We start from the raw sequence: 14,803 nt of genomic DNA on the forward strand, positions 1-14,803 counted from the left end.
TATTATAAAGAAAGGGCGGCCGTAGCCGTTACATGTGATTTAATTCGTTTAATGGCTTCTTCTAATTGTGCTTCTGCAGAGCAGAGGGAAATTCGTAAATATCGCTCTCCTTGTGTTCCAAATATTTTGCCTGGTGTCAGAAACACACCGGCTTCGTAGAGTATTTCGTCTAAAAAGGCCTCAACATCAGTAATGGCTTCTGGAACTTTGCCCCAGACGAACAGCCCTACTGTATTCTGTTCGTACGAACACTGTAAAAGGTCAAGCAGTTCATAAACCTTCTCGCGGCGTTGCGCATATACTGCGTTTCTTTCTGCGTGCCACCCGTCAAAATTCTGTAGGGCCTGAATGGCTGCCTGTTGCACTGGCAGAAACATACCGGAGTCTAAATTGCTTTTCACCCGGAGCACACACTGCAAATACTCTTTATGACCCAGTATCATGCCTACCCGCCAACCGGCCATGTTATGTGATTTGCTCAGGGAGTTGAACTCAAGGCAGCATTCCAATGCGTTCGGCAGAGATAGGAGACTCAAAGGCTTATCGTTGGGCAATACCAGGCTATACGGATTGTCGTTGGCCAGCAGGAAGCGGTGGGTGCGGGCTAATTCTATTAAACCTGATAAAGCGTCGGCAGTGGCTTCGGCGCCTGTTGGCATGTGTGGGTAATTAATCCACATCAGCTTCACGTCACCGTCTTTTAACAGCTCTTGCAGTTCATTAGCATCTGGCAACCAGCCATTTTGTTCTGAGAGCGTGTAGAAGACTGGTTCAGCACCTACTAAGCGGGCAGTTGCCGCGTAAGCCGGATAACCAGGGTTGGGCACCAGTACTTTGTCACCGGGGTTCAAGAAAGCCATGGAAACATGGAAAATGCCTTCTTTTGACCCCATCAGCGGTAATACTTCCTCCTCAGGGTTTACTTCTACCCCATACGTGCGCTTGTACCAATGTGAAATGGCTTGACGCAAGGCCGGTATAGAGTTATAGGGCTGGTATCCGTGAACTCCTTCGCTCATAGAAGTTCTTACCAAGGCACTGATGGTTTCTTCTGAAGGAGCCATGTCTGGGTCTCCAATGCCCAGGTTAATGATTTTTTTACCGGCGGCATTCAGGGCTCTTACTTCCGCCAGTTTTCTGGAGAAGTAGTATTCCTGTACCTGCTCTAGCCGTTTTGCGCCTTCAATGATCATACTAATTCAGGTTCTTTTTGTAGCACAGAAGAAAGGCATCCGTTCAATCTGTTCTGCGGAAGTGGGGCTTTTGCTTTCTCGTACAAGCCCAAAACCTGCAGGTTGGGAGATATTACTTGCAGCGCCGCCAGTGCCTCTGTTATTTGGCAGGCATTATGGCACTCGGCCTCCAGTACCCAAGCTTCCGGTTGACCCGGATGAACAGAGGGCAGTGGCTGCAGCATGGTCAGCTCAAGGTTACGCGTGGACAAAACATCAAGCACGGCGTCTAAGGAGAATCTTACCACCGGGTAGGGCAGAAGCAAAGTAACCTTGTTTGCTACCTTCAATGAAGGGGTAGGTGCAATGACCAAAAAGCGGGTAAAGTTATCCAGTTCATTGGCTACATTTTCCTGCAGTATTTCCAGACCATACAGTTCAGCGGCTTTACGGCTGGCAATGGCGGCCACGCCTTCTATTTTCTGTTCTTTGATCACGCGGGCAGTGTCAGCGGTATCGGCGGTGGCTTTGGAGGTGGTGTTTGTTTGGGCCTCCACAAACTGGTTGCATTGCAGCAGCGCTATGGGGTGAGACCAAATTTCTTTGATGTCAGACAGCTGCTGCCCCGGCAGCGCCATCAGCATTTGGTCTATTAGCAGCCACCGTTCAGCCGTGATAGAAAAACCATGTTCAGCCAACAGGCGGTAGTTGGGGAGAATGGGTCCAGCCACTGAGTTTTGCACCGCCATGACCGCAAAGTCTGCCACGCCAGACTGCAAAGTGTGGCACAACTCTTCAAAGGAAGAGCAGGGCAGAGTGCTGATAGACGAGGCGGCGAAAAGTTCTTTCGCGGCGGTTTCATGGAAAGAGGCGGCGCCTCCCTGAATGGCGATTTTTATGGCTCTGTTCATAATGAAAAAAGCCCCGCTTTTGGCGGGGCTCTAAGGTTTCTTATTGTTATTCAACGCAAAGTCTTACCTGTTGAGCCCCGGCTGAGGTCCAAAAAAGTAAAAACCGTAAAAGTATGCGTTGTGCTGTACCATGTTTCTTTCTTAATGATGCTCAAACATACTAGGTCAAATCACAACTTCCAAAGGTTTTAGAAAAATGTTTTTAAAATTTTCATTAAAACAGTTGTTAGTTTTGAAAAATGTAAGTAAATGCAAACGGTAGTTAGGTAAATGGCATTGTTTTAGACGTTTTTTTCTGAAAATAAGCCTAAAACAGCCAAGGCGCTAGCGTGTAAGTTCTGGTAGAGCATAGATTAAATTTGAAGCTAGTTCTACAGAAGTAGTTTTTAAAACCTTTTGCACTAGGTCAGGAAGTAGCAAATGGTTATTTGCGATATTGGTTAGGCAGATAAGCAAAAGGTCATGCGCCGGTAATCTAACAACTAAATTGCTAAAACCACACGTGTTGCCCGTGTGGTACATTTCAAGAGATCCGTCTTGCCGTTCAGAAAAGAACCACCCCATTCCGTAGTGCCAGTTCCTATTGCTGTTTATAACAGCAGACGATTTCCTTAGCAATGTTTCAAGGTCAAACCGTGGATTTTCTTTCAATGCCTCGTGCCACAGTTCATATTCTTGTACGGAAGTATAAAGGCAGCCGTCGCCTTTTGTAGCGCTGCAGGTACTTTGGTCAGAAAATACTGTTTCAGCCAGATCATTTTGGGCATACCCCATTGCCCTGTGCGGAATAGGTATAGTTGGTGCATACAAAGTAGTAGAATACATACCCAGAGGGCGAAAGATGTTTTCCTCCAGAAAACTCTGTAATGACTTGCCTGATACCTGCTCTATAATTAGACCTAGCAAAACATAACCCGTGTTGCTGTATCTGAATTCAGAACCAGGGGTGAAATAGGTATGGGTATGGCCTGTGGTTATCTGCAGCACTTCCTGATCTGCGACCTGCTCTTCTCTGGTCTCTGACACAAAAGCTTCATAGTCTAAAAGGCCTGAGGTGTGATTGAGTAAATGCTGCAAGGTTAAACTTTCACCTGTTGCACCAAAGTCCGGGAAAAACTTCAGAAGGGAGTCCTGAAAATTTAATTTTCCTCTCTGCTCCAGCAATGCAATACCCATGGCGGTAAATTGCTTAGAGACAGAGGCCAGCCTGAAATTAGTAAGGGGTGTTACTTGCTCCTGTTTCTCCACATTTGCTAAGCCTACCGTTTTCTGGTATACTGTTTCGTCGTTTACTTTCAAAAGAATAGCAGCACCCGGCCCACCAGAAGTAAAATTTGATTCTATAAATTGATCTAAAGCTGATACATTAAGGAGGCAGGCCATAGGCGTACATTTACTAATTGCGGTCGCAAAATAATAACTTCTGCATAGTATATGTCTGAATATGCAAAAGCTTGATTTTTTAAACCAGAAATGTGAAAGCTGGTTGGTAAGCTGTTTTTTTTCAGAGGTGAATTTGTATTACCGCTGATATAAAATGAATAAGCTCCTGTTTTAGGGCTGCTTTTAGAAAAAGAGCCCTAAAACAGGAGCAAGTAGAATAAGATATTTAATATAAATGTTTAAAAGTATATTGAATTGAATGTTAGATATAAACGCTTTTTATTTATGATTACTGACTAAGATGATAGTGCCTATAAATATGGTGGCAACTCCAATAGCAGTGCCTGTGGCGGCTTTCCCTATTTTTCTTTTATGTGCTTGTTTTTTGTAGCCCCTCACGTAGTTCCAGTCATTGAGCAGCAAAGGTTCAGAAACTTCAGTAGGCTTAATTTTTGGTGGAACTGCGGCAATAACAATCGGACCCAGTAACATGGTGTAAATACTTGAGACAGCGCTGCCCCACATGGCTCCATTGCCTTTGTAATAGATTTTAGCGTCTCTGCGCCCAAGTTCATACATTTGCTGAGGTGTCAAAGGCTGGGCATCCATGTTTTCTTCGGCAGGAGTTGCTGCTATTAATTCTTTTTCTCCATTGGCATATTTGATCATGAACACCTCATTTTTAGTGATGGAAAAAGTAGGTGACCCCGCGGAATCTGAAAGCTGATACAAAATGTCTGTTATAGAGATTTCTAGCACCTTTGCTTTTATTTCTTCGCCTGTGTTTTTGATGATAAGATCCTGTGCCTGCACATGAACAGTGAAAAGCAGAAGAAGCCAAAAAAGTAAAATTCTTTTCATGCTGATTTTTTAATAGGGGTGAAGTAGATTTGCTATGGAGATATTACTAGTGGCAAAGAAGAAAACTGAATACTTGGCTATCCTATATAAGGCCAATGCAGGCTACTGTTTGCTCTAGTATTTGCGGGAGTTAAAACCAAACAGCAGACTGAAACGTGCCCCTGAATTACTTGGTACCACCGCCAGATTAACCGGGAAATTAATTCCTTCAGTATGAAAATTAGTACCCAAGGCTAGTGCCAAACCGGCACCGGTTGGTGTCAGATTTGGCCCAATGCCAAACTCAAACCCCTTAGCACCTCTCAATCCTATAATGCCATTCAAGCTGGGTATAAACTTTCCTTGCTCTAAGCCACCAATAAGCGGTACAAACTCTACTAGGCCAGACAACCCATTAGAAGTAGTGAAAATGCGGGTCTCAAACTGCCAGCCAAACTGGGTTATAAAAGGGGAGAGGTTGTATTCTTCTCTAGCCTCCTGTACCTGCGCACCAGTTATAAGTGTGAATCCTACCCTGGGCCCTGCCAGTTTAATCACCTGCTGCATGGGGTGCTCCTGATATTGATTAGCTAAGGCTGGTCTTTGTGAAGGGGCAGTGGCCGCAGTTATAACTTCCTTGGTTCCATTGGCATATTTAATCATGAAAATTTCTGATTTTGCCAGTGAAATGGTAGGCCCATCTAAATAATCAAACCGCTTATATTTGACCACTTCTGGCGTTATTTCCAAAATCTTAGCATTGATTTCGTCCGCGTTCCGCTTTACAATAATGTCTTGAGCCACTACCTGAAGGCAGCAGATCAGAAGAAGCAGGGTGTGTAGAAGTGTTTTCATATGAAGTGGTTGTGTATCAGGTGAATGTTGTTGACCAAAGGTAGATAAGCTGTGAAGGCATATACATCTAATTTTTGCGTATTCTTTACTTTTGTAATTTAAATAAATAATAATAAAACATTGATATACAATAGTTTGTAGCTTTAAAATATTACTTTTGAAAATCTAATCAAACCTAAAGTCATAGCAAACGCATGGATGATTTAAAAACTACTGTTGAAACCCTTTCTCCGGAAGATGTGAGAGAGTTTACCTATTTCATCCAGCGGCAGAAAAAGAAGAAAGTCCGGAAAGACTATGAGCTGTTTAAACTATTGCTACAGAAGAAGAGATGGAAACCGCAGGAGTTAATGGCGCAACTTTACCCAGAGGGGGAGAGTACGGTGGCTTATTACGCGCTGCGAAAACGGCTGATGCAGCACCTGACGGACTTTATCATGCTTAAGCGCACCACAGAAGACCCCACCGCAAGCTCCACTGTGATGGGTCTGTTGTCGCTTGCCCGGTATCTGTTTGATGCCCAAGCAGAACGGCTAGCTTGGAACATGCTCCGCAAAGCAGAAAAGACAGCTGAGCAAAACGAACAGTATGAACTATTGAATACAGTTTATAACCTACAGATAGAAAAGGCCGGCAGTGCTTACTCTGATGATCTGGACTTGATCATTCAAAAGCGGAATGAGAATAAAGCCATAGCCGATGAAGATGAGCGGGCCAACATTGCCAGTAGCATCATTCAAAAAAGGCTGGAGCAAGCTAGGGTTGATGGTAGGTACCTGCAGTTTGAAAGCACCATACAGGAAGTGTTGTCGGCTTATGGCCTGCAGAATGCCATCAGCCGCAGGCCTTCTTTGCTCTACAAACTCATGCAAATAGCAAGAAGCGCAGTATTGGCTCGCAAAGATTTCTATACGTTTGAACCTTACATCATAGAACAATACCTCGCGGCAGCCAACGCAAACGGATTTTCAAGAGCAAATCAATATTACAAGGTCCACCTGCTGTACATGATTGCGCATGTGCTTTACCGCAACCGTAAGTTTCAGCAGTCTAATCATTATTTGGCACAGTTGCAGAATGCTCTGCAAAATGAAGCTAAAAGTTACTACGGGGCTTTCTATACAAAATGTATATTTCTTAAATCGGCGAACGACGCCTTTATGCGCAGTCTGCCTGAAGCAATACAGGCACTTGAGAATTTGCTGCAGAAAAAATCTAATCCATTGGCACCCCGTGAATTCCTGACGGCAAGGCTAGGCTTAAGCTTTCTTTATTTCGCACAGGGCTCTTTCCAAAAATCCAATAACACCTTGCTGTTCATAAACAAGTCAGACAAATGGTGCGAGAAAGTAATGGGCAAGGAGTGGGTACTGAAGAAAAAATTAGGAGAGCTAATTCTTCAATATGAGATAGGAAACCCCGATGTAGCACTGGAGCAAATTAAGCTTGTAAAAAAGAATTACCAGCACTTGCTGGAGCAGCCATTTTACAGCAATGCCTCAGGCTTTTTACAATTGTTGGAGCACCTTTTCCTACAGCCAGATGTGGCATCCAGAAAGATTTTCTTGCAGCAGGTAGAAGATCTTCTGCAGTTTAAACCAACTGAGCAGGAAGATTTACCCTCTATGAGTTACTACGCCTGGCTAAAATCTAAAATGGTAAACAAATCTTATTATGAGGTGTTGCTTGAGTTAGCGGGTAGTTAAAGACTTACGTTTTATTGTGCCAGATACTCATTTAGCTGCTGACCAATTTCCTGTATAGTTAGTAAAACCGCCTCTTTCTGAATTCGCCTAACCGCCTCAGACTGGTTCAGCTCTTCCTCCTGTTTTTGCGACAGGTAATCTCTTGTCACTACGGTAGAGAAAGGTACCAGACCCGTACGTACATCAATCAATACGGCCTGTGTGGTGGCAAAAGCTTTGATGTCATTTTTTGACAGGAATTTGTACCGGGAGTAAACATCATTGGTAATGGTAAAGACTAAGACCACATCGGCCTGCATGCGAACGGCTGCCTCTCGTATAGTAGTAAAACCAGGAGAGGAGGGAAGCAGTAAATCAGGAATGGTATTGTTTTTTGTAACTCTTCCAGAAATCAGCAACTGCTCGCTAAATAAATCTACATAAGCCTGCTGGGTTTTGAGGTAATCTTCATCGTTCCAATAGTAGTGCCTCTGTTTTGAATTTTCCAGCTTTACCAGGGCCACCCTTAATTTATTTGGCAGGCTGTAAGTGCCGTTCATGATTCTCTGTATGTTCTCCTCTGATATGGTGGCATCCTTATCTTGAAACAAAGACTGGGTGATGTTATTCTCCTGTACCCCAGCCGCCTGATAAACTCCAGAGGAAGTAGAATTTGTGTGATGGGAAGACGTACAGGCGCCTAAAGCCAAAATAGGCAAACAAAATTTTAGAAGGAACTTCATTGACTTCTATAAGTAGTTTAAGAAAAAGCTCGGTTACATTAAATTCTTTGGTGCAAGCTGAAGCTATATTCAGCTACAGTGGTGTAGCGATTGCTGTTTTAAGCCTATTTTCAGGAAAATAGCCCAAAAACAGGAACACAATAAGAACTCCAGCCCCAGATATTTGAAAAAATCTATTTTCTATTCTCTGGTCTTTTTATATCGGTTTGGCTAAACGACGGCGGAGGCCGTCGGCCGAGACGGGCGCTTAGCTGTTGTTATATGGTGTTTTCTTTATTCTATAATAGCTGATATCTACAATGCTGTCATTTACTCTACTGAACTTCTTCCTCAATTTTAAATCTTTACTCTCTGCCAAAAATGCAAGGAACTTGTTGGCTTCTCTCTCTTGAAATGAGGTGTCTATTCTTTCAGCTCTAGACATTCTGTTAGTAAAGTCCTGCGAGTTTGTTTTGGAGCCCTTGCAGTAGAAGAACCCAATAAGTGATAGTCTTTCTTGGTCTTTAGTCTTGAAAATTATATCTCCTTGTAAAAAAAATTCTTTATGAGGAATTGGCTCCAGAGAGAATTCCGACCAGTTTTGCCTTTCCTCAAGTAACTTCAAACACTCTCTGTCTTGCTTTACAGAAAACCCATGAACTAATTCTTTTATTATTTTCCTATCATCTGTCAAGTAATAGTGTCCAGAGTCAGTAGGTAAAACAATCAATTTAATGTCCCTTTCTTTGACACCTCCTTTTTCTAGTGTCCCAAAAATTCCTTTCAAGGGTCTGCCCTCCTCAAAAGTATTGCAAGAGGTGATTATGACAATTAAGAATGTAAAGATTCTATTTTTCATAAATACCATATAACAACAATGTAGATTTATAAAAATTACCTAAACCCTCCGAATTAGAAAAGGAGAATACAATAGTCTGTTCCTACTTTACCAATAACTATTTCTGTAGTGCTTTCTTTACGGCAGGTGCCACTACTGTACCAAGTAATTCAATAGCGCGTAAAACCTGCGCATGTGGTAAGGTGCCAACGCTAATGTGCAGCAAAAAGCGGGTATTGCCAAATAACTCGTACTGCCATAGAATCTTATCTATTACCTGTTGTGGGCTGCCTACCAACAAAGAACCTTCAGGCGCTCTCATTTGCTCGTACTGTTCGCGGTTCATGCCAGACCACCCGCGCTCCTGTCCAATTTTGCTCATGAGGTAAGCATAAGAACCATAGTACTGGTCTGCGGCTTTCTGTGAATCATCGGCAATAAAACCGTGAGAATTGATGGCGAGCTGCATTTTGTCTGCGTCGTGTCCCGCTTTTTGGGAAACTTCTTTGTAGAGGTTAGTGAAGGGAACAAACCTTTCAGGCATGCCACCTATAATGGCCAAAGCCATGGGCAAACCCTTAGAAGCCGCCCTGACCACCGATTCTGGTGTGCCGCCTACTGCCACCCAAATTGGCAACTCTTGTTGAGCAGGCCGCGGGTAAACTCCCAAATCATTGATTGAGGCTCTATGTTTACCACTCCAGTTTACTTTCTCGCTCTCATTAATTTTTAACAGTAGCTCCAGTTTCTCAGCGAAAAGAGTATTGTAGTCTTGCAGGTCATACCCAAAGAGCGGAAAAGACTCAATAAAAGATCCTCGGCCAGCCATAATTTCTGCTCTGCCGTTTGATAGAAGATCTACGTGGGCAAAATCCTGAAAAACACGCACTGGGTCATCAGAACTGAGTACAGTAACCCCGCTGGAAAGCTTTATCTGTTTGGTTTTAACAGCCGCCGCTGCCAGAACTACCGCCGGTGACGAAACTATAAAATCTGGCCTATGGTGTTCGCCAATGGAAAAAACATCAAGGCCTACCTGATCTGCCAGCTCAATTTCCTCCATCAAATTTCTCATCCGCTCCTGCGGAGAAAGTAATTTGCCGGTGGTTGGGTCTGGGGTATTTTCAACAAAAGAAGTGATTCCTATTTCCATAGTTCAATGTTACTACATCTTTTGATTTTTACTTAGAACTTCTGTGAAAGTTTGTGCATTGAAAATACATGTCTAGGGTAGAAGAGCCGTAAGTAGTTTTGTCGGGGTATGATATCAACCTGAAGGTATTTGCCAACACAAGTGTGGCAACTGGGTTTGCAAGTGTTCCGCAACTTAAGTTACTTGTAAAAATTTCTACACTCTTGCACCATGATTCAAAAACCTCAGCCCGGAGAATATAATCCATATTACGAACCATATCTTCAGTTATTTACCAATGATACTGATGTGCTGGATCTTCTACAGAAGCAGCAACAGGAAGTGGTTCAACTGTTAGGAAGAGTTACTGAGGGCGATGCTGACTTTGCCTATGAGCCAGGCAAATGGTCTATTAAAGAGTTACTGGGGCACATGAATGATACAGAAAAAATAATGGCCTACAGAGCCTTATGTGTTGCCCGTGGTGAAAATCAGCCATTGCCTGGTTTTGACGAAAACACCTACGTAGCAAATTCAAATTTTAAAGACCGTACCTTGAGCAGTCTTTTAGAGGAACATGCTGTTATCAGGGCAAACTCTGTCTTTTTCTTCAATACTTTATCTGAAGAAACATTTAGCCGAATAGGTAATGCCAATGGTAGCCCGGTATCAGTAGCGGCATTAGCCTTTATTATAGCGGGACATGAGCGCCACCACCTGAACATTTTAAAAGAGCGCTATCTAGTAAAGATATAGCCGGTAACTGTAAGTTGTAATTAGTAGCCAGTGATCAGAATCTGTAGTAACACGTTTTAGACCTCTTTTTGTAAAAACAGTTTGAAAACATGATACCCACTATAAAACACACTGGCCACTAATAACATTACATTATCACCTAAAGCAGCTCATTGGCTAGATTGGCCAGTTCAGAGCGTTCCCCTTTTTGCAGAGTGATATGGGCATACAGCGGATGATTTTTTACCTTATCTATCAGGTAAGATAAACCATTACTTTGGCTGTCAAGGTAAGGCGTATCTATTTGGTAAATGTCACCTGTGAAAATGATTTTTGTGTTTTCGCCGGCGCGGGAAATAATGGTCTTAATCTCGTGCGGCGTCAGGTTCTGAGCTTCATCCACAATAAAAATGATGTTAGACAAGCTTCGGCCCCTGATGTAAGCCAACGGAGTAATAACTAACCTATCATCTTCCACCATTTCTTTTATCCGGTTGCTCTCGCGGCTGTGGTCAGGAAACTGGTTCTGAATAAACTTAAGATTATCCCACAATGGCTCCATGTAAGGACCTATTTTCGAGTTGGCGTCGCCTGGTAAGAAGCCAAGGTCGCGGTTGCTCAAAGGAACAATAGGACGGGCCAGGTAAATCTGATGGTATGTTTCCCGCTGCTCAAGTGCACCCGCCAAGGCCAACAACGTTTTACCTGTTCCGGCCACTCCTTGTATAGAAACGAGTTTGATATCTTGGTGCAGAATGGCGTGCAGCGCAAATGTCTGCTCTGCGTTCCGCGGTTTTATACCCACGGCCGTAATTTTGTCTACCCGTTCCAGTACCTTTTCTTGCGGGTTGTAATACGCTAAGGCAGAAACTTTATGATTGCGCAAGATAAAGTAGTGGTTATCTGAGGGAGGGTTAGGCAAAGCCTCTTCAGCCGGACAATAACCATCCTCGTACAAGCGCGTGATTACTTCCTGCGGAAAATCTTCTATGATGTCGTTGCCGCGGTAAAGGTTTGTGACATTCTGTATTTTACCGGTCTCATAATCCTCAGCAGCCAGATTTAAAGCTCTTGCCTTCAGCCTCAGGTTAATGTCTTTGGTAACCAATATGACTTTGTGGTCAGGCATTTCCTGCTGTAACCCCAGCGTAGCGTTCAGAATTTTATGGTCTGCTTTGTTGTCGCTGAAGATTTTCTCGGCGTCAACAGCTATGCTTTGGCTCATGAGTACTTTGAAGCGCCCTTTGTTAGTTCCTTGCAAAGGAATCCAATTCTGCAGCATATGTTCTGTTGACAGGGCATCTATAAACCGTATGAATTCCCGCGCCTCAAAATTCTTGATGTCGTTTCCTTTTTTGAAGTTGTCCAGCTCCTCTAGTACCGTGATAGGTATTGCTACATCATGCTCCCCGAAATGCTCTACAGCACTGTGGTCGTAGAGAATGACAGAGGTGTCTAACACAAAAGCTTTTCTGGTTTTTAAATTTTCCTTTACAGATGAGCTGGCTTTTTTACGAGGCTTAGAAGGTTGCTTCACAGGCTATTAGTTAAGTACATAACACAGAAGGTTCTCAATACTGTTCTTAACGGAAGAACGGGCAATGCAGGTTATTAAATTCAGCTTATCTGCACAAGAAGTTGACATTGATTTAATTATTTCGTTACTTCAACTAATGTTTTAGTTAAAAAGTAATTTTATGAAAGCGTCATCTTATTCTGCTGTGGCTTTGGGTTTTAAAGCTACTGCCGTTTGTCTTTTGCTTCTGCTGGGCAATTTAGAGGCACATGCCATTGTGTGGCCATGGTCATGGAATAAGGTAGATAAAAATGAGCTGAGGCATGGAAAGTGGCGAACCTTTCAGCACGATAATCCTGAAGTTTTGCAGGTAAAGGGGCGCTATAAGCACGGGAAGGAGTGGGGCCGCTGGAAAACCTATTCCCCAGAAGGCAAACTCTATTTTAAAGAGAAATTCAAGCCGAAGAAAAAGGAAGTCATAACCACTTATTATCACCCCAACGGAAAGGTATCGCACAAAGGAGTTGCTTACCAGTTTGAAGGAAACAAAGGGATCTGGAATTACTACTGGGACGGCGAATGGAAGTTCTATGACGAGAACGGTAACTATATTGGCAGCAAAACCTACGTAAAAGGTACGGCCACAAGTGAAAAACCTATCATGCCTGAAGAAAAGACAACTAGCGCCAGGAAATGATCTGACGAAATCTACCTCTGATTTTACAACCAAATGTTGCCATGAGCAGCAGGAGTGTTGTTAAAAGAAGCATTGTAAGGTAAATACCAACTCCGTTTTTACTTTCATTTTCAGAAAACACGTCAAAAACAGATTTACTTTCCAGATAGAATTAGCTTAGCGTATAATAAGGTTCTTTTTCCTTGTCATGCATCCGCACAACGCCTTGCAGCACCAGTTCAACCAGTAGGCGCTGGGCGCGGCGTTTTGAAAGGTTGGCGTAGTGCATAAACTGTTTTACAGTCAGCTTTTGGTGCTTTTGTAGCAGAAGTAGAATCCGCAATTGCTGAGGGTCTGGTAGGGGCTTTTCTTCTTCAGGTTCTGGTTCAAGCGTTAAAGATTTCTCCACCAATTTGCTTGTCTGCACACTTTCATCTTTTACCCTGATGTAGCTGCGCCAGTCATTATCTTTCAATTTAGCTACATGTGGCTTGGTGGCACTTTCCGGTATGATCACTTTCAAGATAGTACCGTCTTCCGTGTCTATCTCCTCATACCTCACCTTCACCGGAGGGTCACAGAAAAAAGTTATCGCTTTTTCAAGGGTATATTTTTCCTCCTCGGGGTCAACACCAGAAATGGAGCCATTGTCTTTTACACCCACCAATATCTGACCACCCCGGGTATTGGCAAAGGAAACCAGGGTGCGGGCAATACGGTCAGCGTGCGTTATTTTCTGCTTGAACTCCAGAGTTTCTCCTTCCCCTTGAAGTATCAGCAGTTGCAGTTCCAGCATGTGGTTAGTTTTCACAGAAGATACTTTTCTAGTTCTGATAACCGGTTTGTTCTTCGCTCAGTTTCCAAAGGCGCAGGGCAGTGTGGGTATTGTATGAATCGGCAGAAGATTTTACTGGAACACTGTTCTTGAAATATTTTCCACTAATACTTTTCACGGATGGGGAAGAAGCCAGAAAAACAGATGTTTTAGCGCCTTCTCTTGGGGACTTCATGAACAGCCGCCCTACTTTCATCATGGATCTGATGAGAAGATTACTGGAATTGCCGAAGTTAGTGGCTACCACGCCTGGGTGCAGGCAGTTGATCGTTAAATTAGTGAATTCGGTACGGCGGGCTAATTCGTAAGTAAACAGAATGTTAGCCAGTTTAGAGTCTGCGTAGGAGGTAATAGCGCTATAGTTTTTAGGTTTACCCGCGTTGTCAAAGTCCAGCTGCCCCAGCCGGTGTGCCTCAGAAGAAACATTGATCACCCGACCTTGCTCTGCCGCCAATAAAGGTCCCATGAGTAAATTTGTCAGTAGAAAAGGCGCCAGATGATTAGTGGCCCAGCTCTGTTCCCAACCTTCAATGGTAATGTATTGCTTGCCCGGTATCATGCCTGCATTATTGATGAGCACATCAATCACAGGGTAATTGTCATTCAATTCTTTGGCAAGAGTTCTAACCTCTTCCATCAGAGACAAATCTGCCAGGTGCAGTCTCAGCTGTGCCTCCGGAGTTTTTTCTTTAATTTTAGAAATGGCCTTTTCACCGCGTTCTTTATTACGGCACACCATGGCTATCATGACTCCCTGTTTCGCCAAGGCTTCTGCGGTGGCTTTGCCAATACCAGAACTGGCTCCTGTGATCACTACAACTTTTCTGTCAGGCTTGTCTGTCATGTATGCGTATAAGTCTTCGGCTACAGATACCCTCATTACGCAAACTCTGCTGTTTTAGCTGCCTCTAATTATTTACCTGTAAGTGCTTTAAAAAAAGAAATGCGGCCCCGTAGGAGCCGCATTTTAATATAAACCGAACTGGGATGAATTAGAACGGAAGGTCATTGTCCATGTCATCGCTGATGAAGGAGCTGGACTTAACTGGCTGCTGTGCATATCCGCCATTTCCGCCCTGCTGAGGCTGTGCACCGCTGTTAGCATGCTCTAATCTCCAGGCCTGTAGGTTGGTGAAGTACATAGTAGTGCCATTTTTAGTGAACGGCTTGCCGCTCAGGTTAAAGGCTACTTTTACTTCATCGCCAGTTTTATAATTGTCTAGTATACTGCACTTGTCCTGAGTAAGCTGAAACTTGGCATACTGCGTATAAGAACCGTCCGGAATCTCTAACACGAACTCACGTTTGCGGAATTTTTCACTCACTTGGGTTTCGTCAAAAATTTCGTGCAATCTTCCTTGAACATCAAAAGACATAGGTGATAAATTTAGTAATTATTAGTAAAGTAAACTCATACAAATATACAAAGAACACAGGTTTAAAATTCCACTGGCGGCACTTAAATTTATCCACCGGTACCAGACGGAACAGGGTAGTGTTTGC

15 protein-coding genes are annotated in these 14,803 nt (G+C 43.4%); 3 read left to right on the forward strand and 12 right to left on the reverse strand.

What is annotated here, in order from left to right:
* Window positions 1-2: 2 nt before the first annotated feature.
* The 5 genes from A8O23_RS10200 to A8O23_RS10220 form a co-directional block, all read right to left on the reverse strand.
* Complete coding sequence (locus tag A8O23_RS10200) at window positions 3-1,193, reverse strand: pyridoxal phosphate-dependent aminotransferase (RefSeq protein WP_066620566.1); 1,191 nt, start codon at window positions 1,191-1,193, stop codon at window positions 3-5.
* Window positions 1,190-2,083, reverse strand: coding sequence for a prephenate dehydratase (locus A8O23_RS10205; protein WP_066620568.1), 894 nt, complete (start codon window positions 2,081-2,083; stop codon window positions 1,190-1,192). The genes A8O23_RS10200 and A8O23_RS10205 overlap by 4 nt, the downstream gene beginning before the upstream one ends.
* Window positions 2,084-2,407: 324 nt before the next feature.
* Window positions 2,408-3,466, reverse strand: a complete 1,059-nt coding sequence (locus A8O23_RS10210) for a serine hydrolase domain-containing protein (protein ID WP_066620571.1) — start codon at window positions 3,464-3,466, stop codon at window positions 2,408-2,410.
* Window positions 3,467-3,745: 279 nt separating this feature from the next.
* The gene (locus A8O23_RS10215; protein ID WP_066620574.1) at window positions 3,746-4,327 is read right to left on the reverse strand and encodes a hypothetical protein; all 582 of its coding nucleotides are present in this window, start codon (window positions 4,325-4,327) and stop codon (window positions 3,746-3,748) included.
* Between the two features lie 114 nt (window positions 4,328-4,441).
* Window positions 4,442-5,161: a hypothetical protein gene (locus A8O23_RS10220; RefSeq protein WP_066620577.1), complete on the reverse strand. Its 720-nt coding sequence runs from the start codon at window positions 5,159-5,161 to the stop codon at window positions 4,442-4,444.
* Between the two features lie 194 nt (window positions 5,162-5,355).
* On the opposite strand from A8O23_RS10220, the gene A8O23_RS10225 reads away from it, so the two are divergent.
* Complete coding sequence (locus A8O23_RS10225) at window positions 5,356-6,867, forward strand: hypothetical protein (protein WP_066620579.1); 1,512 nt, start codon at window positions 5,356-5,358, stop codon at window positions 6,865-6,867.
* A gap of 11 nt (window positions 6,868-6,878) precedes the next feature.
* Here the strand turns inward: A8O23_RS10225 and A8O23_RS10230 are convergent, their stop codons facing one another.
* The 3 genes from A8O23_RS10230 to A8O23_RS10240 form a co-directional block, all read right to left on the reverse strand.
* Window positions 6,879-7,589, reverse strand: coding sequence for a hypothetical protein (locus A8O23_RS10230; protein WP_066620582.1), 711 nt, complete (start codon window positions 7,587-7,589; stop codon window positions 6,879-6,881).
* Between the two features lie 247 nt (window positions 7,590-7,836).
* On the reverse strand, window positions 7,837-8,427 hold the full coding sequence (locus A8O23_RS10235) for a hypothetical protein (protein ID WP_153042156.1): 591 nt from the start codon (window positions 8,425-8,427) through the stop codon (window positions 7,837-7,839).
* 97 nt (window positions 8,428-8,524) lie between these two features.
* The gene (locus A8O23_RS10240; RefSeq protein ID WP_066620587.1) at window positions 8,525-9,559 is read right to left on the reverse strand and encodes an LLM class flavin-dependent oxidoreductase; all 1,035 of its coding nucleotides are present in this window, start codon (window positions 9,557-9,559) and stop codon (window positions 8,525-8,527) included.
* A 210-nt stretch (window positions 9,560-9,769) separates the two neighbouring features.
* Between A8O23_RS10240 and A8O23_RS10245 the strand changes: the two genes are divergently transcribed.
* Complete coding sequence (locus A8O23_RS10245; RefSeq protein WP_066620590.1) at window positions 9,770-10,294, forward strand: DinB family protein; 525 nt, start codon at window positions 9,770-9,772, stop codon at window positions 10,292-10,294.
* Between the two features lie 139 nt (window positions 10,295-10,433).
* Here A8O23_RS10245 and A8O23_RS10250 read toward each other — a convergent pair whose 3' ends face one another.
* On the reverse strand, window positions 10,434-11,810 hold the full coding sequence (locus tag A8O23_RS10250; RefSeq protein WP_082882989.1) for a PhoH family protein: 1,377 nt from the start codon (window positions 11,808-11,810) through the stop codon (window positions 10,434-10,436).
* A 160-nt stretch (window positions 11,811-11,970) separates the two neighbouring features.
* Between A8O23_RS10250 and A8O23_RS10255 the strand changes: the two genes are divergently transcribed.
* Complete coding sequence (locus A8O23_RS10255) at window positions 11,971-12,486, forward strand: toxin-antitoxin system YwqK family antitoxin (protein ID WP_066620593.1); 516 nt, start codon at window positions 11,971-11,973, stop codon at window positions 12,484-12,486.
* Window positions 12,487-12,637: 151 nt separating this feature from the next.
* On the opposite strand, the gene A8O23_RS10260 is transcribed toward A8O23_RS10255, so the two are convergent.
* The 3 genes from A8O23_RS10260 to A8O23_RS10270 all read right to left on the reverse strand — a co-directional run bounded on the left by A8O23_RS10260 (window position 12,638) and on the right by A8O23_RS10270 (window position 14,676).
* Entirely contained in the window at window positions 12,638-13,276 is a 639-nt protein-coding gene (locus A8O23_RS10260) for an AlbA family DNA-binding domain-containing protein (RefSeq protein ID WP_239693380.1), read from the reverse strand.
* Window positions 13,277-13,289: 13 nt separating this feature from the next.
* A complete protein-coding gene (locus A8O23_RS10265) occupies window positions 13,290-14,180 on the reverse strand; it encodes an SDR family oxidoreductase (protein ID WP_082882990.1) in 891 nt (296 codons plus the stop codon).
* Window positions 14,181-14,292: 112 nt separating this feature from the next.
* Window positions 14,293-14,676 carry a DUF3127 domain-containing protein gene (locus A8O23_RS10270; RefSeq protein ID WP_066620599.1) on the reverse strand — a complete coding sequence of 128 codons (384 nt, stop codon included), beginning with the start codon at window positions 14,674-14,676 and terminating at the stop codon, window positions 14,293-14,295.
* Between the last annotated feature and the right edge of the window lie 127 nt (window positions 14,677-14,803).

The organism is Rufibacter roseus, from assembly GCF_001647285.1.
GTDB classification, from domain to species: domain Bacteria; phylum Bacteroidota; class Bacteroidia; order Cytophagales; family Hymenobacteraceae; genus Nibribacter; species Nibribacter roseus.